Below are 25,915 nucleotides of genomic sequence, written 5' to 3'. Positions count from 1 at the left end.
CGGCTAGAGCCTTTCAGGGCTGCTTGGGCGCCACGGGCGCACGATGGTGGGGCAAGACGATCAGGCCTCCTCGCCGAGGAGCCGGCTGCCGCGCAATGCGACGCCGTCCTCGACGGTGACGCCGTGCCGCCGCAGCCCGGCGAAGAAGCCGGCGAAGTCGGGGCGGCGGAAGGTGATGCGGCCGGGGCCGCCATCCGGCGAGACGGCGTCGAACAGCACCACGGACGGTTCAGAGGCCGCGTCCGCGTAGTCGAGGCAGAGCCAGAAGTCGGAGCCGTGGTTGCTGAGCGCGATCAGGCGATCGATCCCGTGCAAGGCGGCGCGCCAGGACGCCTCCTCGCTGCCGAAATCGATGCCGTCACCGATCGCGCCGAGGCTCTCCAGCCGTTCCAGGGCGGCCAGATCGAAACCGGGCAGCACCGTCCGCCAGAGGTCGTCGGCCTCGCGCAAAGCCGCGTCACCCTCGAATTCGAGGGGAGCATCGGGGGAATCCGTGGCCAGGAAGAAGTCCGTCGCTCCGCCGTTCCGCCGCCGGTAGAGCGCCTTGAGCGCTTCGGGCAGCCTCACCCCGAGGCGGGCTTCGGCCGCGCCGATCGCGGCCTCGGCCCCGGCCGTCCAATCGCCGGCCCGCCCATCCGCCTCGAAGAACGAATCGACGGTCGGGCCGTCGGGATCGATGAGAAGGCGCGGCTCCGGCTGCGGGGTGGAATCCCTGAGGCTGACGAAGCGCTCGGTGAGGCGGGCATGCGCGGCCTCGCAGCGAAGCCGCAGGGCCGCGTAGGCGTCCGCAGAGAGGTGGGCACCGGGCTTCGCGCCGTCCCACTCGCGGTTGAGCCGGTCGCGAAGGCGCAGGATGTCGCCGCCCGTCCGGGCCCGATCGGCCCCGGCGGCGATGTCGTCGACAAGCCTGCCGAGATGTTCGGTCAGGGCTGTGGGGTCGGTGGAAGCCATGGGCGATGCGTCCTCCGGTCTCGACGCGGGCGGAGGGTCAGGCGGGTGCGGTCTCGACGCCGATGCGCTTGATCTCCCAGTGCAGCTCGAAGCCCGAATGGTCGCGCACCCGGCGGCGCACCTCCTCGCCGAGCCCCTCGATGTCGGCCGCGGTGGCGCCGCCGCGGTTGATCAGGAAGTTGCAGTGCATCTCCGAGACCTGGGCCCCGCCCCGAGTCAGTCCGCGGCAGCCGGCGGCGTCGATGAGCTGCCAAGCCTTGCCGCCCTCGGGGTTCTTGAAGGTCGAGCCGCCGGTGCGCTCGCGGATCGGCTGGGCGGCCTCTCGCGCCGCGGTCACCCGCTCCATCTCCGCCTCGATCTCTTCGCGGTTCCCGGGTCGGCCCTGGAAGGTCGCGCTCGTGAAGATCACGTCGTCCGGCGCCGAGGCGTGGCGGTAGCGGAAGCCCATCTCGGCATGGGTGAAGCGGCGGACCGCGCCCTTGCGGTCGATGCCGCGGGCTTCGATCAGCACGTCGGTGGTCTCGCCGCCATGCGCCCCGGCATTCATGCGCAGCGCGCCGCCGACGGAGCCGGGAATGCCGCGGAAGAAGGCGAGCCCGTCAAGGGAAGCCTCGGCTGCCGCCTTGGCGAGCCGCATGTCCGGCACGGCGGTGCCGGATCGGATGGTTTCGCCGTCGATCTCGACCGAGCCGAAGGCCTTGCCGCCGAGCCGGATCGTCACGCCGGGAATGCCGCCGTCGCGCACGATCAGGTTAGAGCCCAGCCCGATCACCGTGACCGGCACGGAGGGATCGAGGGCGGCGAGGAACTGCGACAGATCCTCCTCGTCGGCCGGGCTGAACAGCACCTGGGCCGGACCGCCGACGCGAAACCACGTCAGGTCGGCGAGCGACTGGTTCTCGAGAAGGCGCCCGCGGAGGCCGGGCGCGGCGGCGCGGATCGCGTCGATGAGGCTGTGCGCGGTCATATCCGTTTCCCCCCTCTCCCCGCAGGCGGGGAGAGGGCTTTGCCGACCTCGTCGTCGGCAAAGCGAGGCGGCAGCCGAGGGTGAGGGGGCGGATCAGGAGGAGGCTCCACGTGAGGAGCCCCCTCACCATCGCCCTGCGGGCTTGTCGCGCCGACGACGAGGTCGTCGCGACCCTCTCCCCGCGAGCGGGGAGAGGGGGGAAGCGCGGCGAGGATCGTGTCGAGCACACCAAGGGTGTTGGTCATGACCTCGGCATTCCAGAAGCGCAAGACGCGGTAGCCACGCTCGACCAGCCACGCATCTCTTGCGGCGTCGTAGCCGCTCTGCGCATGCTGACCGCCGTCGAGCTCGACGATCAGCCTTGCCTCGCGGCAACAGAAATCCGCCACGTAGCGGCCGACGCTTTCCTGCCGGACGAACTTGAACCCGGCGAGACGACGGTCACGCAAACGAAGCCACAGCCGGCGCTCGGCCTCGGTCTGGTCGTGCCGAAGCCGCTTGCGAAACCGTCTCCGCTCATCGTCCGCGGAGCGCAACCCCGCTCACCCCTTCAGAGCCGCCAGCTCTCCCGGCAACGCGTAGGCCCATTGAGTGATGGTGCCGGCGCCCAGGCAGACCACATAGTCGCCGGTCTGCGCGCGGCTGCCGACGAGGCGGGCCAGATCCTCCGGGCGCTCCAGGGCGACGGCGTCGCGGTGGCCGCGGGCCTTCAGGCCAGCGATCAGCGAGTCGCGGTCGATGCCCTCGATCGGCGCCTCGCCCGCCGCGTAGACGGGGGCGACGATCACCGTGTCGGCGTCGTTGAAGCAGGTGCAGAAATCCTCGAACAGCGATTGAAGCCGGGTGTAGCGATGGGGCTGCACCACGGCGATCACGTTGCCGTCGGTCGAGGCGCGGGCCGCGCGCAGCACCGCCTGAATCTCCACCGGGTGGTGGCCGTAATCGTCGAAGATCGTCGCGCCGTTCCACGCGCCCGTGCGGGTGAAGCGGCGCTTGACCCCGCCGAAGCCCGCCAGAGCCTTGCGGATCGCGTCCGCCGGAACGCCGAGTTCGTGGGCCACCGCCAAAGCCGCGGTGGCGTTGAGGGCGTTGTGGCGGCCGGGCATGGGCAGGACGAGATCCTCGATCTCCATGCGGAAGCCGGGCCGGCGGTCGCGGATCATCACCCGGAAGCGGCTCTGACCGCCCTTCAGGTCGATGTCGATGAGGCGCACGTCGGCCTGCGGATTCTCGCCGTAGGTGATGATGCGCCGGTCCTCGATATGCCCGACCAGATCCTGGACGATCGGGTGGTCGATGCACATCACGGCGAAGCCGTAGAACGGGATGTTGTCGATGAAGCGCCGGAAGGCGTCCTTGATCGCCTCGAACGAGCCGAAATGGTCGAGATGCTCGGGGTCGATGTTGGTGACGATGGCGACATCGGCCGGCAGTTTGAGGAAGGTGCCGTCGGACTCGTCGGCCTCCACCACCATCCAGTCGCCCCCGCCCATGCGGGCATTGGTGCCGTAGGCGTTGATGATGCCGCCGTTGATCACCGTCGGGTCGAGGTTGCCGGCGTCGAGCAGCGTCGCGACCAGCGAGGTCGTCGTGGTCTTGCCGTGGGTGCCGGCCACCGCGACGCAGGACTTGAAGCGCATCAGCTCGGCCAGCATCTCGGCGCGGCGCACCACCGGCAGGCGGCGCTCGCGGGCCTCGATCAGCTCCGGGTTGTCGCGGCGGATCGCGGTCGAGACCACCACCAGCGCGGCCTCCGCGACGTTCTCCGCCTTGTGACCGACGAAGGTGCGGATGCCGTTCTCGGCCAAGCGCCGGACGTTGGCGTTGTCGTTCGCGTCCGAGCCCTGCACGGTGTAGCCGAGATTGGCCATCACCTCGGCGATGCCGGACATGCCGATGCCGCCGATGCCGATGAAGTGGATGGGGCCGAGCTTTTCGGGCAGCTTCATATCGAAAACCTTTTGAGTCCGGGGCGCTGACGAACCCAGGCTGTCTCGTTCCGGGCTTCGACGATCCTGCATCGTCGAAACCCGCCCCCGCGACTGCGGGGCGGCGGTCGTCCGCCGGACGCGGCAAGCCTTTTCGGGCTTGTCGCAGATTTCAAGCGGCGGCCGCGGTCTCGGCGACGAGCGCGGCGAGGCGGTCGGCCGCGTCGAGGATGCGGGCGGTTTTGGCCGCAGCCGCCGCCTGGGTCAATTTCCGGGGCGCCTCGAACAGGTCCACGAGTTCGGCGGCGAGCCGGTCGGGGGTGAAGGCGCTCTGCGGAATCGAGAGGGCGGCGCCGATCTGCGCCAGCGTCGCGGCGTTGGCCGCCTGATCCTGATCGAGCGCGCCGGGCAGCGGCACGAGGATGGCGGGCCGGCCGATGGCGGCGAGTTCCGAGACCGTCGAGGCGCCCGAGCGCGCCACCACGAGATGGGCGGCGGCCATGCGGCCGGGCAGGTCCTTGAAGAAGGGCGCCGCCTCGATCCCGCCGAGCCCCATGGCCAGGGTGCGGTTCTGCACCGCCGTCAGGTCCTCGGGCCGCGCCTGCTGGACGAGGTGGAGCCGGGCGCGCAGATCCGCGGGCAGCTTCTCCAGCGCCGCCGGCACCACCTCGCTCATCACGCGGGCGCCCTGGCTGCCACCGAACACGAGGAGGCGCAGCGGCGCGTCCCCATCCAGTGGAGGATAGGGCGTCTCGGCCACGGCGAGCACGGCCGGGCGGATCGGGTTGCCGGTATGGACGCGGCGCGCGGTGGCCTTCTCCGGCACGCCGCGCACGGCCTCGAAGCCGGTGGCGATCACCCGCGCGCCCTTGGCGAGGAAGCCGTTGGCCCGGCCCATCACCGCGTTCTGCTCGTGCAGGATGGTCGGCACCCGCAGCAGCTGCGCGGCCAGCATCGGCGGCACGGTCGGGTAGCCGCCGAAGCCGACGACCGCCGCCGGGTTCAGGCGCCGGACGGCGCGGGCGGCCTGCCCAAAGCCGCGCCCGAGCGTGACCACGGCGCCGGCCCGGCGCAGCGCCGAGCGGCCCGAGGGCGTGGCCGAGGCGATGGTGACGATCTCCTCCGCCGGGAAGTCGCCCGCGATCGAATCGACCCGGGCATCGGTCGCGAGCGCCACGCGGATGCCGCGCTCCCTCAGGGCGTAGGCGAGACTCTGAGCCGGGAAGAGGTGGCCGCCGGTGCCGCCCGCGCAGACCAGCACGAGGGGGGTGAAGACGGTCACTGCATCATTCCCGGGACGGCGGAGGGCAGCGTGCCGGGCGGGCGCTGTTTCAGGGCGGTGGTGCGCGGGCGCTTGCGGGTCAGCGCCACGAGGAAGCCCATGCCGAGCGAGAGCGAGATCAGCGAGGAGCCGCCGTAGGAGACGAAGGGCAGGGTCATGCCCTTGGCCGGCATGAGCTGGGTGTTCACCGCCATGTTGATGCAGGCCTGGAGGCCGAAGAGCGTGGTCAGTCCGGTGATGGCGAGCCTCGTGAAGGTGTCGTCGGTGCGGCGGGCCAGCTTCAGGCCGCGCATGACGATGTAGGCGAACAGCGCGACGAGACAGAGGCAGACCAGCACGCCGAATTCCTCGCCGGTGACGGAGAAGATGAAGTCGGTATGCGCGTCGGGCAGGTGACGCTTAGCCACACCCTCGCCGGGTCCGGTGCCGAACCAGCCTCCCGAATTGAACGATTCCCGCGACCAGAACTCCTGGAAGCTGTCGCCCGAATCGCGGTCCATGAAACGGTTGATGCGCTCGCGCACGTGGTGGAGGAAGGTGTAGGCGGCGAACACGCCCGTGAGGCCGAGCACCCCGAGGCCCGCCACCCAGAACCAGTGCAGGCCGGCGACGAAGAACAGCGCGCACCACACCATCGTGATCAGCATGGTCTGCCCGAAATCGGGCTGGAGGATCAGCGGCACGATGGTCAACGGCAGGAGCAGGATCGCCAGCAGGCCACCGGGCATGTCGCGGCGCTGCGCCCCTTCCGAGAAGGCCCAAGCCGCCACCACCACGAAGGCGGGCTTCACGAATTCCGAGGGCTGGAGACCGAAGGAGCCGATCTGGATCCAGCGGTGCGCGCCCTTGATCTCCGGGCCGAACTTGCCGGCCAGGATGCAGAGCGTCACGCCGACGAGCCAAGTGACGAGGGCGAAGCGCCGGATGTGGCGCACCGACAGGAACGAGACCGCGATGATGAGCAGGATCGTCGGGGCGAGATACATCGCCTGCCGGTTCAGGAAGTAGAAGGTCGGCAGGCCGATGCGCTCGGCCACCGGCGGGCCGCCGCCCATCAGGAAGACGAGGCCGGCCACCATCAGGCAGCCGAGCCCCGCGAGCAGGCCGCGATCGACCGTCCACCACCAATCCGCCAGGGGACTGCGTTCGGCGCGCGACATCATGGCGAGGGCTCGTCTCCAGCCGGCCGGTCCCGCATAAGACACGCGGACGGTCCGCCGTGATGGTGGATCGTAAGGGTTAATGGTGTCTTGCCGCGAGCGCGCTGGTGCGCGCCGAACGCCGGATTTGCCGGTCAGCCATGCACGGGCCATGCACCGCCAAGCGCCGCGGCGGCTTTGCGCGGCGCTTGCGCCCGTGATACTGGCCCCTGCCAACCCGATCCCGCTGGCCGTACCCTTCCGGCCCGGCGCAACACCCGTCTTTCGGAGTTGGTTTCCATGGCCCGTATCAGCGCTGACACGATCATCGAGGGCCTTACCTTCGACGACGTGCTGCTGCGCCCCGCCGCCTCCTCGGTGATGCCCACCGAGGTCGACGTCGCGACCCGCCTCACCCGCACGATCAAGCTCAACCTGCCGATCATCGCCTCGGCCATGGACACCGTGACCGAGGCGCGGATGGCCATCGCCATGGCGCAGAACGGCGGGCTCGGCGTGATCCACCGCAACCTGGAGCCGGCCGAGCAGGCCGAGCAGGTCCGCCTCGTGAAGAAGTACGAGTCGGGCATGGTGCTCAATCCCATCACCATCCATCCCGACGAGACGCTGGCCGACGCCTTCGACGTGATGAAGAAGAACCGGATCTCCGGCATTCCGGTGGTCGAGCGCGGCCCCAACGGCTCGCGCGGCAAGCTCGTCGGCATCCTGACGAACCGCGACGTGCGCTTCGCCACCAATACCGGCCAGCCCGTGGCCGAACTCATGACCCGCGACCGGCTCATCACCGTGCGCGAGGGCGTGACGCAGGACGAGGCCAAGCGCCTGCTGCACCAGTTCCGCATCGAGAAGCTGCTCGTCGTCGACGACCACTATCGCTGCATCGGCCTGATCACGGTCAAGGACATCGAGAAGCAGGTCGCCTATCCCAACGCGGTCAAGGACGAGCAGGGCCGCCTGCGGGTCGCCGCCGCCACGACGACGGGCGATTCCGGCTTCGAGCGCGCCGAGCGCCTGATCGATGCCGGCTGCGACGTGGTGGTGGTCGACACCGCCCACGGCCATTCCCGCAAGGTGCTCGACAGCGTCGCTCGGGTGAAGCAGCTCTCGAACGCCGTGCAGATCATCGCCGGCAACGTCGCCACTTCCGAGGGCGCCCGCGCGCTCATCGATGCGGGCGCGGACGCGATCAAGGTCGGTATCGGCCCGGGCTCGATCTGCACCACCCGCATCGTCGCGGGCGTCGGCGTGCCCCAGCTGACCGCGCTGATGGAGGCGGTCGAGGCGGCTCAGGGCGCGGACGTGCCGGTGATCGCCGACGGCGGCATCAAGTTCTCGGGCGATCTCGCCAAGGCGATCGCGGCCGGCGCCTCCGTGGCGATGCTGGGCTCGCTGCTCGCCGGCACCGACGAGGCCCCGGGCGAGGTCTTTCTGTACCAAGGCCGCTCGTACAAGAGCTACCGCGGCATGGGCTCGGTGGGCGCCATGGCTCGCGGCTCCGCCGACCGCTACTTCCAGGCGGAGGTCAGCGACACCCACAAGCTCGTGCCGGAAGGTATCGAAGGCCAGGTGCCCTACAAGGGCCCGGTCGCGGCGGTGCTGCACCAGCTCGCGGGCGGCCTGCGCGCGGCGATGGGCTATGTCGGCGCGGCCACCGTGCCGGATTTCCAGGAGCGGGCGCAGTTCGTGCGCATCACCAATGCGGGCCTGCGCGAGAGCCACGTCCACGACGTGACCATCACCCGCGAGAGCCCGAACTACCCGAGCCGCTGACCGTCGTCCGATATGTCGCCCCGGGGTCGTGCCCGGGGCGATGGTCTCGCCTTGAAACGGGTCCGCCGTCTCGCCGGGTTCTGCGCTTCCCTCGGGATTGCCTGCTTCCGGCCGCAGCCCGGCCTCAGAGCCAGATCAGGCTCGCCAGCAGCATCAATCCTTCGAGGGTGATCATCACGCAGATCGTGTAGCCGACGACGCGGTCCCGCACGGGAGTGAGGGCCGTCGAAGGGGAGCGAATCATGGTCGGCCTCCGGAACGGGGCGAACCTAGATCCCGGCTGCGACCTGTACTTTGCTATATTTTAAGATGCGCGCCGAAAAAGGCGCGAAAACGAAAAAAATCGATCGTCGCTGCGGCGAAATCCCGGCGAGCCCAGCGCAGACGGCCTTTCATATGCGAGGCCGATCCGCGGATACTCTGAACGCGTTGGCCGAATTCGATGGGGCAGGCGCGAAGGTCTCGCCGTCCCCCTTCCAGCGGGCGCCCGATGACTTGAATGGCATCAGGGCTTGGTGACCGGCATGTCCGGCGCGGCGTGGGCCTGCCGGTCGATGACGGCGGCGAACTCGTCCGGGCTCAGCTCGATGAAGCGGCGCATCGCCTCCCGGAACTCGGGCTCCTTCTCGACGCTCGGGCAGGCAAAGCCGCGCGATTGCGTCACCTGTGCCCGGATCGCGGCCTCGAAGGCTGCCATCTCCGGCCGGAGGGCGGCCATCTTGGCCTCGACGGCGGCGCGCTCGCGATCCGTGGCCGTGACGGGGCAGGCCCGCAGCACGCCCTCGACCGCCAGCCCGACGGTGTAGGAGGCCAATCGCGCCCGCGCGGGCAGGTTCGGCGCGGCGGCGACCGACGGCGGCTCGGCGCGAGCGGCCTCGCAGCGCTGCAGCGAGGCGTAGGCGGCGGCGATGTCCGGGATGTCGAAGGCCGCCTCGCCGTCCTCGAAGCGCAGGCTGAGCCGTCGTGCCGCCAGCAGGTCCGGCACGAGCGTGTCCGGCAAGGCCGCGCGCAGGATCTGGCCGTCGCCGGTCCAGATCGTCCTTGGGCCCGCCGGCCTGCCGTCGAGCAGGAGCGGCGCCGTCAGCCGTTCGCCCGCGGAAAAATCCCAGTTCCGGTCGGCGAGGGCCAGGGCGAGGCCCGCATGATCGCGCGAGACGATCACGAGGCTGGCGGTGTCGCCCTGCGCATCCTCGGCGGTGCGGGTCATCGAGCAGGAGCCGGCATCCGGTCCGCCGGTCCGGCGCTCAACCGCCCAGCCCTGCACGCTCTCGAAGGGCTCGCGGCGGGGTGCCGCCTCGGCCCCGAGCCCGGCGAGGAGCGCCGTCAGCGTCACCGCCGAGATCGCCGCCAGGACGGGTGAGAGGCGCACGCGACATCTCCGCGACGACGGTCGGGCTCCGCCGCCCGCGAAATTGCGAGGCGGCCGGTCGGACCGGTTCAGCTTAGCCTTTCCTTGCCGGCTCAACCAGCGTGCGGGGCGAATCCCTCACAGCGCAATCGGGCACGCGAGCGTCGCGGAGGCGAGCCCGCATCTCAGAATTTCGGGGCGGGTGACGGGGTCGCCTTCCGGTTCGCGGAGTCCTGTTCCAGGGAGGCGGCCAGCTCTTCCGGGCTCAAGGCGGTGAACTTGCGCAGGATCTCTTGGAAGGCCCCCTGCTTCTCCGCGGCGGGGCACGGGGTTCCGCGCCGCTGCAGTTCGCTGCGCAGGGACGCGTCCAGCGGAGCCATCTCCGGCTGGAGCGCGGCCATCCTGGCATCGACCGAACGGCGCTGATCGTCCGTCGCGGGGATCGCGCATTCCTTGAGCGCGCGCTGCAGCGAGAGGCCGATCACGTAGGCGGCCAGCCGCGGCGTGGAGGGCTCGGCCGAGGGGCCGGTGGGCACCGGGGCCGGTGCGGCCGCCTGGGGCGCGGCGGCTGCGGGCGTCGCGTCGCAGCGCTTGAGCGCCTCGTAGCCGGCCGCGAAATCCGGGATCCTGAAGTCCGCATCCCCGTTCGCGAAGCGCAGGATCACCGTCCCGGCCGCGAGCAGATCCGGCAGGATGCTCTCGGGCAGGAGGGCGCGCGCGGTCTTTTCGTCGCCGATCCAGGCGATCTTCCCCTTGATCGGCTTCTTGTCGAGAACGAGCGCCGCCTTGATCGCCTCGTCCTTGCCGAAGGCCCAGCCCTGGTAGACCAGCACGAGAGCAAGCGAGCTGCCATTGCGGGCGAACACCACCACGTTGGCGGCGTTGCCGTCGTCCTTGTCCTCGTAGGCATGCGTCATCAGGCAGGGATTGCCGCCGGTCTCGCCGACGGTCCGCTCGATCTCCCAGCCCTTGACCACCGCGAAGGGCTGGCGGTCCGCGGCCGCGACCGGGGGCGGGACGAGGCCGGGAAGAAGACTGGCAGCCAGAGCGGCCAGGCTCGGAAGAGCGCGCATGAACGAAGTCCGCGAGGGCCCGCGTGCCGGCGCGGGGTGCAGGGATCGACCGGAGGGGTCACGCTTAGCCGCTGGCGGTGCCGGATTCCAGGCGCTCGGCGGTCGGACGCGACCGGCTGCAACGGATCAGGTGCGGCGCTTGCGGCTTCGCGGTATGCAGGGCCGGACGATAGGGGAACACGATGCGGATACTCGTGGTCGGGGCCGGCGCGACCGGCGGCTACTTCGGAGCGCGGCTGGCGGAAGCCGGGCGGGACGTGACCTTCCTGGTGCGCCCGGCCCGCGCGGAAAAGCTCGCGACGCAGGGCCTGCGGGTCCGCAGCCCCGTGGGCGATCTGACGATCGACGCGCCGCAGACCGTGACCGCCGACCGTCTCGCCGGGGCCGGTCCGTTCGATCTCGTGCTCCTCTCGTCCAAGGCCTACGACCTCGACGCGGCGATCGCCGACGTGGCGCCCGCCGTCGGTGCGGGCACGGCGGTGCTGCCGATCCTCAACGGCATGCGCCACCTCGACATCCTGGACGCGGCCTTCGGCGCGGAGCGGGTGCTCGGCGGCAGCTGCGGCATCGTCGCCACGCTGACGAAGGACGGCGAGATCCGCCAGATGACCGACCTGCACACGCTGACCTACGGCGAGCGCGACGGCGCGCGCTCCGAGCGGTTCGGCCGCATCGAGGCGCAGATGGAAGGCGTGCGCTTCCAGGCCCGCGGCAGCGACCGGATCCTGCTCGAGATGTGGGAGAAGTGGGTCTTCCTCGCGACGCTTGCGGGCTCCACCACGCTGATGCGCGCGGCCATCGGCGACATCGTCGCCGCGCCCAGCGGCCGGGCCTTCATCGAGGGACTGCACGACGAGTGCCAGCGGGTGGCGGAAGCCCACGGCAATGGCGCCCGGGAGAAGGTGATGGCCGGCGCCCGCAAGATGCTGACGAGCGAAGGCTCGGCGATGACCGCCTCCATGCTGCGCGACATCGAGGGCGGCGCCCGCATCGAGGCCGACCACATCGTCGGCGACTTGATCGCGCGCGGGCAGGCCAAGGGCGTCGAGACGCCGGGGCTCGCCCGCGTGCTGACCCATCTCAAGGCCTACGAGAACCGTCGCGCCCGCGATGCGGCCTGAGCCGCCTCCGGAAGCGACGCCGGTCGGTTCAGTAGCGGCCGGGCGGCGGCGGGGGCGGGCTGCCGTATTCGAGCTGCGTCTTGGCATCGGGCCGGCGGGCCGGCGGCGGCACCGGATCGAGCCCGGGCGCGGCCGGCGCGGTGGAGCAGGCGGCGAGCGTCAGCGCGACGAGGCTCGCACCGATGAGGGGCTTCAGGGACGGCATGGCGTCCTCTCTTCCTGGGGTCCTTGACGGACGGGGCCATCGTGCCGTTCTGAACGGCGAAAGGGCCGGAAGCTCGGCCGCATCGTGTCGGGCCGCAGGTCCAAGCGTGGCCGCACGGCGGCAGGTTTAACGAAACGTTTCCGGAGCCCATCCTGACCCCCTCCGCCCGCCTCTCCGCCGCCATCGAGATCCTCGACGACATCCTCGCGCGCCGCCGCCCGGCCGCGGACGCGATCAAGGATTGGGGTCTCGCCCACCGCTTCGCCGGCTCCGGCGACCGGGCGGCCATCGCCAGCCTCGTCTATGACGGGCTGCGCCGCCGGGCGTCTTCCGCCTGGATCATGGGCGAGGAGACGGGCCGCGCCATCCTCATCGGCACCCTGCGCCTTCAGCGCGGCCTCGCCGAGCCGAGCATCGCCTCCCTGTTCGACGGCGCCCGCTTCGCGCCCCCTCCCCTCACCGAGGCCGAGCGGACACGCCTCCTGGAGGGCAGCCTCGCCGAGGCGCCGCCGGAGGTGGCGGGCGACGCGCCGGCCTTCGTGCTGCCCTCGCTCGCCGCCCTGTTCGGCGACGATCTGCTGCCCGAATTGCGGGTGCTCGCCCGCCGCGCACCCCTCGATATCCGCGTCAACACGCTCAAGCAGAGCCGTGCGGCGGCGGCCGAGGCGCTGGCCGACCTCTCCCCGGAGGAAACGCCGCTCTCGGCCCTGGGCCTGCGCGTTCCGCTCGGCGAGGACGGACGCGGCCCGGCGCTTCACGTCGATCCGCTCTTCCTGGAGGGCGGGTTCGAGATCCAAGACGAGGGCTCGCAGATCGCGAGCCTGCTCGCCGGTGCAAGGCCGGGCGAGACCATCGTCGATCTCTGCGCGGGCGGGGGCGGCAAGTCGCTGGCGCTCGCCGCGATCACCGGCAACGCCGCTCGGCTCATCGCCACCGACGCCGATCCGCGCCGGCTCGCGCCGATCCACGAGCGCCTGCGCCGCTCGGGCGCCGCGGTCGAGGTGCGCACGCCCCGCACCGGCAAGGCGCGGGCCGACGTGCTGGCCGATCTCGACGGCAGCGTCGACCGGGTGCTGGTCGATGCGCCCTGCACCGGCACCGGCACGTGGCGGCGCAACCCCGACGCCAAGTGGCGCCTGCGGCCGGGAAGCCTCTCGGGCCGGATCGCCGAGCAGGCCGAGGTGCTCGACCGGGCGGCGCGGCTGCTGCGGCCGGGCGGCACCCTCGTCTACGTCACCTGCTCACTCCTGCCCGAGGAGAATGACGCGGCGGTGGACGGCCTGCTGAAGCGCGACCGCGCGATCCGGGCCGTGGCGACCAATCTCGCCGTCGTTCCCGGCCTCGACGAGAAGGTCCGCCGGACGCAGCGCGGCATCCAGATGAGCCCGGCACTCACCGGCACCGACGGTTTCTATGTCGCGACCATGACACGCAAATCGGGTTGAGGCCGGGATCGGGAGGCCGCCTTCCTCGTTGAACCCCGGACCTAGGCCCTCGCCCCGGACTGTTTCCCGCGCGGCGTCGCGACGGGAGATGCGATGACGAGGCGGATGTCATGACGCTGCATCGGCGGGCTCTGCTCGCGGGGACGGCGGCGATGCTGAGCGGGTCCGAGGCGGCGCGGGCGCAGCAGCCGGCGCCTCGGCTTCCGGTGCGGCCGCAGACGGGCGAGACCGTCCAGCCCCTGCCGCAAGCGGCACCGGGCGCCGAGCTCGAGGTCATCGACCTGTGGCCGGAGCTGCCGCCGGGCGGGGGCGGTCCGTTCCGCTCCGAGTACCGCTTCGACGAAACGTTGACCGGGGTCGTGACTGGCGTGGTGCGGCCCTGCCTGCTCGTGATCCGGCCGCAGCGCCCGAACGGGGCCGGAATCGTCATCGCGGCCGGCGGCGGCTACCTGCGCATCGATATCGGCAACGAGGGCCTGCCCGTCGGCCATTGGCTGGCCCGGGCGGGCATCACCGCCTTCGTGCTGATCTACCGCCTGCCGAGCGAGGAGTGGCGCGACGGCCCGGACGCGCCCCGGCAGGACGCGCAGCGGGCCATGCGGCTCGTGCGCTGGCGGGCCGAGGAGTTCGGCCTCGATCCCGACCGGATCGGCGTGCTCGGCTTCTCGGCGGGCGGCCACCTGATGGGCGTGACCGCGACCGATGCCGAGCAGGATCTCTACGACGACCTCGACGATGCGGACGGGCTGAGCGCCCGCCCCTCCTTCGCCGGATTGATCTACCCCATCGTCACCATGCGCGCGCCCTTCGATCGCACCATGACGAGCCGCCGGGTCCTCGTCGGCGACGATCCGCCCGACGCGCGGCGGCGGGCCTATTCCGTCGAGGTGCAGGTCAACGCGCGCACCCCGCCGGTCTTCATGGTCCAGGCCTCCGACGATAGAATCGCGGTGACCGACCATCCGCTCCTGATGTACGCGGCCCTGCGGGCAGCGAAGGTGCCGACGGAGATGCACCTGTTCGAGCGCGGCGGCCACGGCTTCGGCCTCGGCGTGCCCGGCAGCCCGGCGGCGGCCTGGCCCGCCCTGTTCATGGCCTGGATGCGCGGCCACGGGCTGCTGAAGTCCTGACGGGCGCGGGCTCCGCCGCTCGGCCAGCAGTGTCGTGTCAGGACACGTTTGCCGGGGATTTCGGCCGGCAGGCGCGATAGGCCGAGACCAAACCCCGGACCTGCCGCTCCGCTTCCGGCCTATGCGCGACGAACAGGTCGATGTGACCGACGCGTTCCGCTGCAATACCATCCCGCCGCGCCAGCATCGCGGGCAGCAGGGCCACGCCGAGCCCGGCCGCCACGCAGCCGAGGATGGCTTCCACCGAACCGAGTTCGACGATGCGGGCTCCGATCCTGCGTTCCCGCAGCAGCAGATCCAACCGCTCGCGGCAGACGCAGCCCGCTGCGAAGGTGAACGCCTGGTCGGCCCTCTCCGCCGGAAGCTCCAACGGATGCAGGAGGGCGAGAGGGACGCTGTCGAGCGGATGCGAGACGATCGCCGAATGGCCGGAGCGGTGGCCGAGGATGGCTGCGTCGAGGGCTCCATGGGCCAGAGCGGCGTCGAGATCGCGCGAAATGCCCGTCGCCATCTGCAGGTCGAGCCCGTCGTCGTCCGCCAGAAGTCGGGCGAGGACCGGGGGAAGCAGTGTCGCCGCCACGACGGCAATTGCTCCGAGGCGGAACGGGCCTCGGATCTCCCTGCCCCGCGCCGCATTCACGGCTTCGGCGGCCAGCGCCTCCATCCGCTCCGCGTAGGGCAGCAGCCGCGCGCCCGCCGCCGTCAAGCGTACCCCGCGCGGCAACCGTTCGAACAGCCGCGTTCCGATCGCGGCCTCTAACTGGCCGATGCGTGCCGACAGCGCAGACTGCACGGTCCCGAGCCGCTCGGCCGCCGCCGTCATAGAGGCGGTCTCCGCAACGATCCGGAAGGCATGCAGTCCGCGTAGATCCATGTGCCATCGTAAATCGCGATCGATGCTCCCGCAAGGCAGCGTTGGTCGCGATCGCTGGTCACGGGCATACCGGCGCCATGACCACCAGACTCCTGACCGCCACGACCCCCGTTCTCGACATCGGCTACGAGGCGGGCGGCCCGCCCGACGGCTTCCCCGTGGTGCTGCTGCATGGCTGGCCGGACGATGTCCGAACCTGGGACGCCATCGTCCCCGCTCTTCGAGCCGCCGGCTTCCGTACGCTCGTGCCGTATCTGCGGGGCTTCGGACCGACCCGTTTTCGCGGAGCAGAGATTCCCCGCTCCGGCCAACTCGCCGCATTCGGTGCGGACGTGCTGCAGTTCGCCGATGCCCTGGGCCTTCGACGCTTCGCCGTCATCGGCCATGACTGGGGGGCGCGGGCGGCCTACATCGCGGCCTGTGCGGCGCCCGAACGCGTCGCCGCCTGCGTTGCTCTCTCCGTCGGCTGGGGGACGAACGACCCGGCTCAGCCCCTGCCGCTGAACCAGGCACAGAACTACTGGTATCATTGGCTGATGGCACTGCCGCGGGGCGAGGCGCTGGTGCGGGATGAGCGGCGTCGCTTCACGCGGCACATCTGGACGATCTGGAATCCCGGTTGGCCGGTGTCCGATGCCAGCTTCGCCGCCACGGCGGCCGCCTTCGACAACCCGGACTGGGCGCAGATCACGCTGCATTCCTACCGTGTGCGCTGGGGCCTCGCCGAGCCGACGCCCTGCTACGGTGCCCTCGATGCGCGTCTCGCGGCCGACCCGGTCATCCGCGTTCCCACTCTGACGCTGCACGGCGGCGGGGACCCCTGCAACGATCCGGCGACCTCGGAGAATCGAGACATGCTCTTCGCGGGCTTCTACCGCCGCGTCGTCCTGCCGGGGCTCGGCCACTTCCCGCAGCGTCAAGCACCGGAGGCGGTCTTGAGGGAGATCGGTCCCTTTCTGAGGCGGATGATCGATCGAGACTACGCGGCCAGGGCTGTCGGGCGCTCCGGCTCAGGCGCGCCGGGCACGCCGTCGAGCGGGCCAGACCCGTCGCTCCTGCGATCCTTCGCGCGTCTGGTGAGCGCGAAGCCTCCGTCCCTGACCATGCTCGGTCGTCGGGGATGGTTCGATCGCGGCGCGGCGGAAGCGGATTGATCGTCGCCGGTTGGAAGGCGATGCCGTGAAGGGCGCTTGACACGAAAACGGCCCCCGTCTCCGGGGGCCGCTCGCGTTCTCCGATCGGGCGACCGGGATCAGAAGCAGCGCTTCTCGCGGGTCACGACCGTGCGGCCGAAGGGGCCGCGGCGCTTGGTGATGATGGTCTTGCAGCGCGGGCCGCGGATGACGCGGCGGCTGCGGTACTGCGCTTCCTGATAGAGGCCGTTCGAGAGCGGGGCGGCGCCCGCCAGGGGAAGAGCCTGAGCCGGCGCGGCGGCGCCGAAACCTGCGATCGTGACGGCGATTCCGAAGAGGGCAGCTCTCATGGTCGGATAATTCCTGTCCGTTTCGAGGGGCGTGCCGTGTCGCAAGGGAACGGTGAACGTCAGGTTAATGGCAGCGATCTGAGGGCCGCGGCATGAGGGCTCAGCGACGCGGCGCGTTGCACCGCCCCGAGGCCTCGTCTAACCGATATCGCAGAAGGCCCGAGGCAGCATGACCATCGACACCTCCCACCACGACAAGATCCTGATCGTCGATTTCGGCTCCCAGGTGACCCAGCTCATCGCCCGCCGGGTGCGCGAGGAGGGGGTCTATTGCGAGATCGTGCCCTTCACAAAGGCCGAGGCCGCCTTCGACGAGCATCGGCCCAAGGGTGTGATCCTGTCCGGCGGCCCGGAATCGGTGACCACCGATCTCTCGCCCCGCGCCCCGCAAAAGATCTTCGAGGCGGGCGTGCCGGTCTTCGGCATCTGCTACGGCCAGCAGACCATGGCGGCCCAGCTCGGCGGCGAGGTCGAGGGCGGCCACCACGCCGAGTTCGGCCGGGCCGAGGTCGAGATCGTTTCCGAGTCGCCGCTCTTCAAGGGCGTCTGGCACACGGGCGAGACCTATCCGGTCTGGATGAGCCACGGCGACCGGGTCACCAAGCTGCCGGACGGGTTCGGCACGATCGCGATGTCGCGCAACGCGCCCTTCGCCGCGGTCGCCGACGAGGCGCGAAAGTATTACGCGGTGCAGTTCCACCCGGAAGTGCATCACACCCCGCACGGCGCGCTGCTGATCCGCAACTTCGTGCGCGACATCGCCGGCTGCTCCGGCGACTGGACCATGGGCACCTATCGCGAGGAGGCGATCGCCAAGATCCGCGAGCAGGTCGGCAAGGAGCGGGTGATCTGCGGCCTGTCCGGCGGCGTCGATTCCTCGGTCGCGGCGGTGCTGATCCACGAGGCGATCGGCGACCAGCTCACCTGCGTCTTCGTCGATCACGGCCTGATGCGCCTCGGCGAGGGCGACGAGGTGGTCCGCCTCTTCCGCGACCACTACAACATCCCCCTCGTCCACGTTCAGGCGCAGGACCTGTTCATCGGCGCGCTCGAAGGCGTCGACGACCCGGAGGTGAAGCGCAAGACGATCGGGCGCCTGTTCATCGACGTGTTCGAGGCCGAGGCGAAGAAGATCGGCGGCGCCGCCTTCCTGGCGCAGGGCACGCTCTACCCGGACGTGATCGAGAGCGTGTCGTTCTCCGGCGGCCCCTCGGTGACCATCAAGAGCCACCACAACGTGGGCGGCCTGCCCGAGCGGATGAACATGCGGCTCGTGGAGCCGCTGCGTGAGCTGTTCAAGGACGAGGTGCGCCTGCTGGGCAAGGAACTCGGCCTGCCCGAGGCCTTCGTCGGCCGCCACCCCTTCCCCGGCCCCGGCCTCGCCATCCGCTGTCCCGGCGTCATCACCCGCGAGAAGCTGGAGGCCCTGCGCAAGGCCGACGCGATCTATCTCGACGAGATCCGGCAGGCCGGGCTCTACGATACGATCTGGCAGGCCTTCGCGGTGATCCTGCCGGTGAAGACGGTGGGCGTGATGGGCGACGGGCGCACCTACGATCACGTCTGTGCTCTCCGCGCCGTCACCTCGGTCGACGGCATGACCGCCGACTTCTACCCCTTCGACATGGCCTTCCTCGGCCGCGTCGCCACGCGGATCATCAACGAGGTGAAGGGCATCAACCGGGTGACCTACGACATCACCTCGAAGCCGCCCGGCACGATCGAGTGGGAGTGAGGGATGTCGCTGCCGTGGCCGTCGGCTTCCGAGCCGTCGTGTGCGGCGTCAGGCGAGCAGATGCGTCGGGACGCCGAGGACGGGACCAGCTTCGGCGAGGCGTCGATCAAGCGTGGTGACGGTCGCCCCATGCGCCGACGCGGTCGCGAGGTGTAGGGCGTCCCCGGCGCGAAGACCGAGCGCATGCTGATCGACGAACGTCGCTGCCGTTCGGAAATGGCTGCCTTCGATCGGCAACACGCGCAAGCTCTCGGCGACCAGCCTGTTGAACATCGCGAGTGCTGCTGCGCGCTGGCCCAGGTCGATCTGGCTTGTGCGGAGCTTGATCGCGAAGGCGGAGGAAATCTCGGTGAGGGTCCATTCGCTGATGGCAAGGCCCTCGGGATCTTGCTCCCCGAGCCATTGTTGCGCGCGGGCCGTCGAGATCTCGTTGGACAGGCTGGCGACGATCAGCGAGGTGTCGAGATAAAGCATCAGGAACGATCGCCGTCCCGCATCGAACGGACGAGATCGACGGCACTCTCGTCTTGTGGCGGCATCGTCGCCGTCAGGGCCCGGAGCATGGCCGCTTCGATCCGCTTCCGAGGTCTCGCGACGGAGGTCAGCCGCGCCACCGGCCGGCCGCGCCGGGTGATGTCGATTGATTCCCCGGCCTCGGCCCGATCGACCAACTCGCTCAAGCGGCCTTCGGCCTCCGTCAGATTGACCGTATCCATCGCCAGGCTCCTGACCACGTCAGCGGTCGTATGATGGTTCGCGCTCGAGACTTCCAGCAAACGCCGAAACAGGCAATGGCCGACGCGTGGCATCAGCGGTGAGCCGCGATGCGATCGGATTGGGAAAATTAAGCAGGGCCGACGACAGGCCCGCCGGCGTGCCCGGCCGATCGGATGGGCGGTGACGCAGAAGAGTGATGGAGCCCTTGCCCACGGCGTCAGAGATCGAAGCGCTCCTGCGCAACGCGCTGGCCGACCCCGATACCACTTGGAGTCTTGGCAGCTTCGGTGCCCTGGCCGAATTCGTGCACGATGCCGACGAGCCGTCGCGCGCCCTGCCGGACGAGCGGATCGGGCTTGCCACGGATCGCGGCGCGCTCGTCCTCGAGCTCGCGCCCGGCCTGCGGCCGGTCGCCTACGAGACGGGTTTCTCCGACGGCTACAATCACGCCGTGGCGCTCTGCCTGCCCGAGGCCGCTTGCGCCATGGCCGGGCGTCCCGTGCTGACCGAACTCGGGCCAGACCGGGACGCCGCGCGGGAGGAGGATCGAGCGGCGATCCTGTTCGATCTCGGTCTGGGCCTGCGGGCGGTCGATGCCTGCGTTCGGGCGAGCGATCGGGAGATCCTCGCCTGTCTGCGCGCTGGCGCCGGGCGGCCGCTCTTCGCGGGCGACGATCCGGTCGGCCCGAACCTCGCGGCGATGAGCCCGCACCGCGTCTTCCGCGCCCGCCTCGGACGCATTGAGGTCTATACGCCGATCCCCCGTGCCGATCAGGCGAGACCCGAGGGGCCGCGCACGCTCGTCCTTCCGGCGATCCTGCGTGCCGGCCGCACCCACGCGGCGACGACGCCGATCCCGGCTGGCCTCGTGCCCTGCGCGAGCCTCCACCCGCCGCATCCCGGCAAGGATCGGACGGGCCGCCGGACGGCCTTCGATCCCGCCCGCCACGCGGCCTTCCAGGCCCTGCTCGAACGCTGGGGCGATCCCGGCCTTCTGGCCGTCAAGCGCGGAGCGGGCGGAGCGCTGCCGGAGGGCGTCTCGCCCCGGCACGCGCGTTCGGCTCGCCGCGCCGCCGAGTGCCAGGCCCGCCTCGTTCGCGAAGCCGGTCGTTCGCCCGCCGCGGGTCACGAGGCCGAGCCGAGTTGAACGCTCTGCCGAAGCGATGCGTCGGACGCGCGGCCTGAGCCTGACACCGCGACGGCCCGGAACGAGCCAAGCCCCTCAGAACGACAGCTTCATTCCCGCCACGAAGGTCCGCGGCGGGCCGGCGAAGATCGAGCCCGTCGTGCCTGCAAGGACGGCGCGGCCGTTCTGCGCGCCGGTGGCGGGGTCGATGGTGTTGGCGAGCGGATTGGCCGAGCCGATCGTGGTCGCGTCGAAGACGTTGCGCAACTCGCCGTAGAGATCGATGCGCCGGGCGTAGCCGTTCGGCAGCAGCGCGGAATAGTGGATGTTGAGGTTCAGGATCGCGAAACCCGGCACCTTCAGGAGGTTCGCGTTGTCGAGGTAGGAGCCGTCCTGCGCCACGACCTCGGCGAAGCCGCCGACCCCGGCCAGCGGGCCGGCGGGCACGTCGTAGCCGATCCGGGCGAGGAGCTGATGCGCGGGCACGCCGGGAATGCGGTTGCCCGCCCGGTCGAAGCGGGCGGTGAGGCTGCCGGCGCTGATCTGCTCGATATAGTCGGTGTAGACCTGATCGTCGAAGGTGTAGGCGAGCCTGCCGCGCCAGCCCGGCGCGAAGGTCCAGTCGGCCCCGACCTCGATGCCCCGATGCTCGGAAGCCGGCGCGTTGAAGCTGTAGCTCAAGAGGCCCGCGCCCGGCGATTGCGTGACCAGCTCGTTGCGGAAGAACTCGTAGAAGCCGGTGAGGCTCAGCTTCAATCCCTCGAAGGGGATGAAGTCGGTCCCGAGATCGAAGCCGAGATTCTCCTGCGTCTTCAGGTCGGCATTGTTGCCGGGAAGCCCGGCCGAGGTGACGAACAGGCTCGAGAAGCCGGGCGTGGAGTAGCCCGTCGCGACCCGGCCGCGCAGGGCCCAGTCCGGAGCCGCCCGGTAGACCAGGGCGAGTTCCGGCGCGACGTTGAAGAAGCGGCGGTCGGCCTGCGCCAACGTCGCGGTCGTGCCCGCTTGCGTGGTCGCGAAGGTGCGGTTGCGCCCGGTGATGCTCGTCTCCTCCGCGCTGATTCCGGCGACTGCTGCCCAGTCCGGGGAAAGTTCGAGTTCGAGCCGCGCCCGGCCGCCGAGATTGGACTGCAGCGCGTCCTGAAGCCCGATCAGCGCGCCGAGCCGGCGGCCGCCATAGGGGGCGCGGTTGTAGGTGGAGGCCACGATGTCCACCGCGCTGTACGCGAGCGCGACGGTGCCGACGGCGGGCAGGCCGAACAGCTCCCCGCGCCGGGTCAGGTCGGTCTGCACGAAGTACGAGGGCAGGCTGCCGCTGCCCGAGGTGGTGTAGAACGGCTGGTTGTAGTTGCGCTCGTCGAAGCCGACCTGCACGCGCCATGCCGTCTGCGCATCGAAATCGTGCTCCCAGCGGCCCGCGACGATCGTGCGCCGATCGTTGCGGCGGAAAGCGCCCTCGGCGGCGGTCACCGGCACGCGCGGTCCGAAGGCCCCGTTCGCCAGGAGCCCGAAGGTGGTGCAGCCCGGCGCCGCTTCCGCCGCCGTGGCGCAGCCGCGCTGGTAGGGATTGATGCGGAACTGGTCCAGCGAGGCGCGGGCGGGGATGTTGGCGCTGATCTCGTTGTTGATCACCTTCAGCGTGAAGCGGTTGTCCGGGCTCGGCGTGTAGCTCGCGAGCAGGTTGACCGTCTGCGTGTCGTAGGAGGCGTGCTCCTGGTAGCCGTTGGCGCGCAGGTCGCTCGCGAACAGGCTGATCTCGAACGGGCCGCTCACACCGCCGACGGTGAAGTAGTGGCTGAGATATCCGTCGCTGCCGGCATCGACGCCTACCTCGTAGCCGTCGATCTCCCGGCCGGTGCGGGTGCGGAAGGCGAGCGCGCCGCCGGTGGCGTAGTTGCCGAACAGCGCCGATTGCGGGCCGCGGAACACGTCGATGCGGGCATAGGCCCGCGGATCGACCAGATCGAAGCGGGAGGCTCCGTCGGGCTGGGTGAGGGGAAAGCCGTCCTCCAGCACCACCATGTTGCGCGTCACGCCGGTCGAGCGGGCGTTGTTGCCGCGGATCGAGATCACCACGTCGCGCCCGCCATTGCCCTGGCGCAGGGTGACGCCGGGGCTGTCGAGCAGCACCGTGCCGACGCTCGTCGCCGGGCGATTCGCGATGGTGCCCTCCCGCCCGACCGCCGTGACCACCTGCCCGACCGGGCGCTCGATGGCGGGCAGAGCGGCGCCGGGCGGGGCGGCGACGCCGAAGCCGGAGGCGCTGGAACCCGCTTTCGGGCGGGCGTCGCCTTCGCCGGTCACGGAGAGCTCTTCGAGGGTGACGGTCTCGCCCGCGGCCGGGACGGCGGCCAGGACCAGCGGGGGCAAGGCGAGGAGCCACGCGGCGCGGCGCGCACGAGTGTGGTGGGACATAGGGCGGCTCGTGGGGCGTGAGATCGGAGCGCGCGGGCCGACCGGCCCGCGAAGGCGAGGCGTCAGGCGCGCGCGGCGGCCCGCAGGGCCTGGGCGGCGAGGTCGAGGCCGAGCAGGGCGAGGATCGCGAGGCCGGTCAGCGGAAACAGGGCACCGAGGCCGAGCAGGAGCGCGGTCACGCACGCGACGACCCGACGGTCCCGCGGCCAGGGCGGCGTGCCGAGGCCTCCGGCCGGGCGGCGCTTCCACCACATCACGGCGGCGCTCACGCAGAGCAGGATCGTGCCGAGGCAGAAGGCCAGCATCACGAGCTGGTTCGCCCGTCCCCAGTACTCGCCCTTGTGGATGCCGATGCCGAGCTGGATCGCCCGCGCCACCGGCCCGAGATCGGCAAAGCGCAGGTCGAGGATCGGCTGGCCGCTGTAGCGGTCGAGGGAGACCATGCGCTGGCGGGTGACGTCGCGGGGATAGGCCGAGGCCGCGAAGACGCCCGTCTCGCCCACCGGAAGGGCCAGTTCGAAGCCCGCGGGCATGCCCATCTCCCGCAGGGTCGCGACCGCCCGGTCGATGCCGATGGAGGGGGCCGTCGCCGCCCCGGAGCGCGGCAGCGGCGCATCCGCGAGCGCCCAGCCCGCGCTTTCCAGCCGCTCGCCCATCCGCAGGGTGAAGACGGGCTTGGCCGACCAGAGCGCGCTCGGTTGCCCGAGACCGGCCCGGTTCGACCACGCGCGCAGCTCCTGCCCCCACCAGACCGACCAGGGAAGGCCTGTCAGGGCGAGGAAGAGCAGGCCGGCGCCCGCGAACAGCCCGGTCGCCGCGTGCAGGTCGCGCCACCAGACCCGGCGGCGCGGCGTCTCGCGCAAGGTCACGAGGCGATCCGCCCTCCCCCGCGGCCACCAGAGATAGGCGCCGGTGACGACGAGGATGATCGCGAGACCGGCGATGATCTCGACGAGGGCGTTCGCCGCCGTGCCGAACAGGGTGAGGCTATGCAGGCGCCGCACGATCCCCATCGGGTCGCGCTCGGCGGAGACCCGGTCGAGCACGTCGCCGGTATAGGGGTTCAGAAAGACCAGCGTCCGGCGCGCGCCCTCGGTCAGGATGACGAGGGCCGAGTCCGTGAGGCCGGCGGGCTCGGTGTAGGAGACCGGATCGCCGCCGGGAATTGCCTGCATGGCGTTGAAGACGAGGCGGTCCGGCCCGATGGGCGCCTGGGCCGAGGGCACCACGACGGCGCGATGAGCCAGGGCGTTCCGCTCGATCTCGCCCTTGAACAGGTAGATCGCCCCGGTGGCCGAGAGCAGGATCAGGAAGGGCAGGCAGATGAGGCCCGCATAGAAGTGCCAGCGCCAGACGGCGCGGTAGACCGCGTCGCGCGCGGTGCGCGCGGCGGCCACGGCCGCGGGGCCGGCCGAAATCGAGCGATTCATGGAAGGGAGGTCCGCGTCTGAGGGATCGGTGGATCGACTCAGACGGTGGGCGGACCTCTTGGACCGAATCCCTGGTCCGGCGGCGCGCGAGCCTGGACCGCCTCGGCGGCGCGCCAGAGCGCGGGGGTCGCGCGCGGCGGCCGAACCGCCGGAGCGGAGGCCGCGGGGACCGGCGCGTGGTGGTCCAGGGCCTGGACCTGGGTGCAGCAGGCGGCGTGCGCGCAGGCGCGGCCGTCCTCGTCGGGTGCATCCGGGGCGCCGTGCTCGGCGCAGATCACCCCGCCCACCACACGCGGCGGCGCCGGCGCGAGGGCGGTAAGGAAGGTCTGGAGCACGAGCGCGTAGAGCGCGATCACACCGATGATCGCGCGGCCGTGCACAGTTCGGTGCGGGCGCTCGCGCAGCATGGCTTCGGCGCTTACGGGGTGAGGCGGCGCGCGGTCAATGGCCCCGCTCCGCACTCGATGCGGTCGCGAGGATCACCCGGCGCCGCACCCGGAAGCACGATCAGGCCGGCATGCCGGCGGGCTCGAACAGGAAGTCGTCGACGGAGGGGATGGTCACGGCCAGGCTCGCGCCGTAGCCGGCCTTCGAGAGGCGCCAGGGCCGTTCGGAACGGGCGCGGATCGCCTCGGAGGGGCGCAGGCGGCGCAGGGAGCCGTCCTCGCCCATCTCCTCGATCGTCAGGAAGCCGTAGACCTGAAGGCGCGAGGCGATCAGCTTGGTCTCGCGGTCGCCCGCCGGGACCCGCAGGCTGCCGGTGGCGTAGACCGCATCCATCAGGCTGCGCTGGTCGGCCCGCGCCCGGCTGCGCGGGGCCGGCACCGGCCCGAATCCGCCGTCGCGGGCACCCTGCCCCGGCACCGACGGCCGGCGGAAGGGGATGACGTTGTCCGTTCCCGGAACGCTACGCATACACAGCACCTTACGTATCGCTAAAAGCTCCCGGACCGGTGCGCTCTCACGGCGCCGTCCCGGTCGATGCGAAGCTTTCGACGATCCCGATTAATGCCGGCTTAGCCATACCCGGCCGGAGGCGGGAAAAGGCGTCCCGAAACGGGCCGCCCTTCCCCGCGCCGCGCCGGTTCAGGCGAGGGCGACCTTGAACGCCCCTTCGGTCTTGGCGCGAATCTCGTCCTCGGTGACGCCGTCGGCGAGTTCGACCAGCGTCATGCCGCCCTCGCCCTTCTTGTCGATGGTGAAGACGCCGAGATCGGTGATGACCATGTCGACCACGGCGGTGCCGGTCAGCGGCAGGTCGCAGGATTTCAGGAGCTTGGGCGCCTCGGAGCCATCCTTGCCCTTGGCGACGTGCTCCATCACCACGACGACCTTCTTCACGCCGGCCACGAGGTCCATCGCCCCGCCCATCCCCTTCACCATCTTGCCGGGGATCATCCAGTTGGCGAGGTCGCCGTTCTGCGCGACCTGCATCGCGCCGAGGATCGACAGGTCGATATGCCCGCCCCGGATCATCCCGAAGGAATCGGCCGAGGAGAAGTAGCTCGTGGTCGGCAGCGCGGTGATGGTCTGCTTGCCGGCGTTGATGAGGTCGGGGTCCTCCTCGCCCTCGTAGGGGAAGGGGCCCATGCCGAGCATGCCGTTCTCGGATTGCAGCTGCACCGACATGCCGTCGGGGATGTAGTTCGACACCAGCGTCGGGATGCCGATGCCGAGATTCACGTAGAAGCCGTCCTCCAGCTCCCGGGCGGCGCGCTCCGCCATCTGCTCACGGGTCCAGGCCATTGTCTCTTCCTC

The 25,915-nt window shown here is 70.9% G+C and carries 25 protein-coding genes; 7 read left to right on the top strand and 18 right to left on the bottom strand.

Annotation, left to right across the window (positions count from 1 at the left end; translation table 11 throughout):
- Positions 1 to 60 precede the first annotated feature (60 nt).
- From ACPCJR_RS02690 to ACPCJR_RS02665, 6 genes are all read right to left on the bottom strand, one after another.
- The gene (locus ACPCJR_RS02690) at positions 61 to 951 is read right to left on the bottom strand and encodes an SMI1/KNR4 family protein (protein ID WP_391510812.1); all 891 of its coding nucleotides are present in this window, start codon (positions 949 to 951) and stop codon (positions 61 to 63) included.
- Between the two features lie 37 nt (positions 952 to 988).
- The gene (gene murB / locus ACPCJR_RS02685; protein WP_391510813.1) at positions 989 to 1,918 is read right to left on the bottom strand and encodes a UDP-N-acetylmuramate dehydrogenase; all 930 of its coding nucleotides are present in this window, start codon (positions 1,916 to 1,918) and stop codon (positions 989 to 991) included.
- The gene (locus ACPCJR_RS02680) at positions 1,915 to 2,454 is read right to left on the bottom strand and encodes an endonuclease domain-containing protein (RefSeq protein ID WP_391510814.1); all 540 of its coding nucleotides are present in this window, start codon (positions 2,452 to 2,454) and stop codon (positions 1,915 to 1,917) included. The genes murB and ACPCJR_RS02680 overlap by 4 nt, the downstream gene beginning before the upstream one ends.
- Before the next feature lie 6 nt (positions 2,455 to 2,460).
- The gene (gene murC, locus ACPCJR_RS02675) at positions 2,461 to 3,867 is read right to left on the bottom strand and encodes a UDP-N-acetylmuramate--L-alanine ligase (protein WP_391510815.1); all 1,407 of its coding nucleotides are present in this window, start codon (positions 3,865 to 3,867) and stop codon (positions 2,461 to 2,463) included.
- Positions 3,868 to 4,018: 151 nt separating this feature from the next.
- The gene (gene murG / locus ACPCJR_RS02670; RefSeq protein WP_391510816.1) at positions 4,019 to 5,128 is read right to left on the bottom strand and encodes an undecaprenyldiphospho-muramoylpentapeptide beta-N-acetylglucosaminyltransferase; all 1,110 of its coding nucleotides are present in this window, start codon (positions 5,126 to 5,128) and stop codon (positions 4,019 to 4,021) included.
- A complete protein-coding gene (locus ACPCJR_RS02665) occupies positions 5,125 to 6,291 on the bottom strand; it encodes an FtsW/RodA/SpoVE family cell cycle protein (protein WP_391510817.1) in 1,167 nt (388 codons plus the stop codon). The genes murG and ACPCJR_RS02665 overlap by 4 nt, the downstream gene beginning before the upstream one ends.
- Positions 6,292 to 6,567: 276 nt before the next feature.
- Here ACPCJR_RS02665 and guaB point away from each other — a divergent pair, with 276 nt between their 5' ends.
- Complete coding sequence (guaB, locus tag ACPCJR_RS02660; protein WP_391510818.1) at positions 6,568 to 8,058, top strand: IMP dehydrogenase; 1,491 nt, start codon at positions 6,568 to 6,570, stop codon at positions 8,056 to 8,058.
- A gap of 505 nt (positions 8,059 to 8,563) precedes the next feature.
- Here the strand turns inward: guaB and ACPCJR_RS02655 are convergent.
- Positions 8,564 to 9,427, bottom strand: a complete 864-nt coding sequence (locus ACPCJR_RS02655; protein ID WP_391510819.1) for a hypothetical protein — start codon at positions 9,425 to 9,427, stop codon at positions 8,564 to 8,566.
- Between the two features lie 164 nt (positions 9,428 to 9,591).
- Entirely contained in the window at positions 9,592 to 10,479 is an 888-nt protein-coding gene (locus ACPCJR_RS02650) for a hypothetical protein (protein ID WP_391510820.1), read from the bottom strand.
- A gap of 182 nt (positions 10,480 to 10,661) precedes the next feature.
- Between ACPCJR_RS02650 and panE the strand changes: the two genes are divergently transcribed.
- A complete protein-coding gene (gene panE, locus ACPCJR_RS02645) occupies positions 10,662 to 11,600 on the top strand; it encodes a 2-dehydropantoate 2-reductase (RefSeq protein ID WP_391510821.1) in 939 nt (312 codons plus the stop codon).
- A 28-nt stretch (positions 11,601 to 11,628) separates the two neighbouring features.
- On the opposite strand, the gene ACPCJR_RS02640 is transcribed toward panE, so the two are convergent.
- Positions 11,629 to 11,805: a hypothetical protein gene (locus tag ACPCJR_RS02640; protein WP_391510822.1), complete on the bottom strand. Its 177-nt coding sequence runs from the start codon at positions 11,803 to 11,805 to the stop codon at positions 11,629 to 11,631.
- A gap of 152 nt (positions 11,806 to 11,957) precedes the next feature.
- On the opposite strand from ACPCJR_RS02640, the gene ACPCJR_RS02635 reads away from it, so the two are divergent.
- Positions 11,958 to 13,250 (top strand): RsmB/NOP family class I SAM-dependent RNA methyltransferase, encoded by a 1,293-nt coding sequence (locus tag ACPCJR_RS02635; protein WP_391511212.1) that lies wholly within the window; start codon positions 11,958 to 11,960, stop codon positions 13,248 to 13,250.
- A gap of 110 nt (positions 13,251 to 13,360) precedes the next feature.
- Entirely contained in the window at positions 13,361 to 14,380 is a 1,020-nt protein-coding gene (locus ACPCJR_RS02630; RefSeq protein ID WP_391510823.1) for an alpha/beta hydrolase, read from the top strand.
- 37 nt (positions 14,381 to 14,417) lie between these two features.
- On the opposite strand, the gene ACPCJR_RS02625 is transcribed toward ACPCJR_RS02630, so the two are convergent.
- On the bottom strand, positions 14,418 to 15,254 hold the full coding sequence (locus tag ACPCJR_RS02625; protein WP_391510824.1) for a LysR family transcriptional regulator: 837 nt from the start codon (positions 15,252 to 15,254) through the stop codon (positions 14,418 to 14,420).
- 77 nt (positions 15,255 to 15,331) lie between these two features.
- On the opposite strand from ACPCJR_RS02625, the gene ACPCJR_RS02620 reads away from it, so the two are divergent.
- Positions 15,332 to 16,408 carry an alpha/beta fold hydrolase gene (locus tag ACPCJR_RS02620; protein WP_391510825.1) on the top strand — a complete coding sequence of 359 codons (1,077 nt, stop codon included), beginning with the start codon at positions 15,332 to 15,334 and terminating at the stop codon, positions 16,406 to 16,408.
- A gap of 98 nt (positions 16,409 to 16,506) precedes the next feature.
- Here ACPCJR_RS02620 and ACPCJR_RS02615 read toward each other — a convergent pair whose 3' ends face one another.
- Entirely contained in the window at positions 16,507 to 16,737 is a 231-nt protein-coding gene (locus tag ACPCJR_RS02615) for a hypothetical protein (RefSeq protein WP_391510826.1), read from the bottom strand.
- 169 nt (positions 16,738 to 16,906) lie between these two features.
- Between ACPCJR_RS02615 and guaA the strand changes: the two genes are divergently transcribed.
- Positions 16,907 to 18,472, top strand: coding sequence for a glutamine-hydrolyzing GMP synthase (gene guaA / locus ACPCJR_RS02610; RefSeq protein WP_391510827.1), 1,566 nt, complete (start codon positions 16,907 to 16,909; stop codon positions 18,470 to 18,472).
- Between the two features lie 48 nt (positions 18,473 to 18,520).
- On the opposite strand, the gene ACPCJR_RS02605 is transcribed toward guaA, so the two are convergent.
- The gene (locus ACPCJR_RS02605; protein WP_391510828.1) at positions 18,521 to 18,946 is read right to left on the bottom strand and encodes a type II toxin-antitoxin system VapC family toxin; all 426 of its coding nucleotides are present in this window, start codon (positions 18,944 to 18,946) and stop codon (positions 18,521 to 18,523) included.
- Entirely contained in the window at positions 18,946 to 19,188 is a 243-nt protein-coding gene (locus ACPCJR_RS02600) for a type II toxin-antitoxin system Phd/YefM family antitoxin (RefSeq protein WP_391511213.1), read from the bottom strand. Before ACPCJR_RS02600 ends, ACPCJR_RS02605 begins: the two co-directional genes overlap by 1 nt.
- Before the next feature lie 197 nt (positions 19,189 to 19,385).
- On the opposite strand from ACPCJR_RS02600, the gene ACPCJR_RS02595 reads away from it, so the two are divergent.
- On the top strand, positions 19,386 to 20,336 hold the full coding sequence (locus tag ACPCJR_RS02595) for a DUF6925 family protein (protein WP_391510829.1): 951 nt from the start codon (positions 19,386 to 19,388) through the stop codon (positions 20,334 to 20,336).
- 75 nt (positions 20,337 to 20,411) lie between these two features.
- On the opposite strand, the gene ACPCJR_RS02590 is transcribed toward ACPCJR_RS02595, so the two are convergent.
- From ACPCJR_RS02590 to ACPCJR_RS02570, 5 genes are all read right to left on the bottom strand, one after another.
- Positions 20,412 to 22,727, bottom strand: coding sequence for a TonB-dependent receptor family protein (locus tag ACPCJR_RS02590; protein WP_391510830.1), 2,316 nt, complete (start codon positions 22,725 to 22,727; stop codon positions 20,412 to 20,414).
- Between the two features lie 62 nt (positions 22,728 to 22,789).
- Positions 22,790 to 24,157 carry a PepSY-associated TM helix domain-containing protein gene (locus ACPCJR_RS02585; protein WP_391510831.1) on the bottom strand — a complete coding sequence of 456 codons (1,368 nt, stop codon included), beginning with the start codon at positions 24,155 to 24,157 and terminating at the stop codon, positions 22,790 to 22,792.
- 38 nt (positions 24,158 to 24,195) lie between these two features.
- The gene (locus ACPCJR_RS02580) at positions 24,196 to 24,513 is read right to left on the bottom strand and encodes a hypothetical protein (RefSeq protein ID WP_391510832.1); all 318 of its coding nucleotides are present in this window, start codon (positions 24,511 to 24,513) and stop codon (positions 24,196 to 24,198) included.
- Positions 24,514 to 24,664: 151 nt separating this feature from the next.
- Positions 24,665 to 25,072, bottom strand: a complete 408-nt coding sequence (locus tag ACPCJR_RS02575; protein ID WP_391510833.1) for a hypothetical protein — start codon at positions 25,070 to 25,072, stop codon at positions 24,665 to 24,667.
- A gap of 171 nt (positions 25,073 to 25,243) precedes the next feature.
- On the bottom strand, positions 25,244 to 25,903 hold the full coding sequence (locus ACPCJR_RS02570; protein ID WP_391510834.1) for a 3-oxoacid CoA-transferase subunit B: 660 nt from the start codon (positions 25,901 to 25,903) through the stop codon (positions 25,244 to 25,246).
- Positions 25,904 to 25,915: the final 12 nt, after the last annotated feature.

Origin of the sequence: Methylobacterium sp. NPDC097929, assembly GCF_049543375.1 — a bacterium.
Taxonomy (GTDB): domain Bacteria; phylum Pseudomonadota; class Alphaproteobacteria; order Rhizobiales; family Beijerinckiaceae; genus Methylobacterium.
The sequence above is the reverse complement of the archived record's forward strand: the minus strand, read 5'-3'. Positions and strand labels throughout refer to the sequence as shown.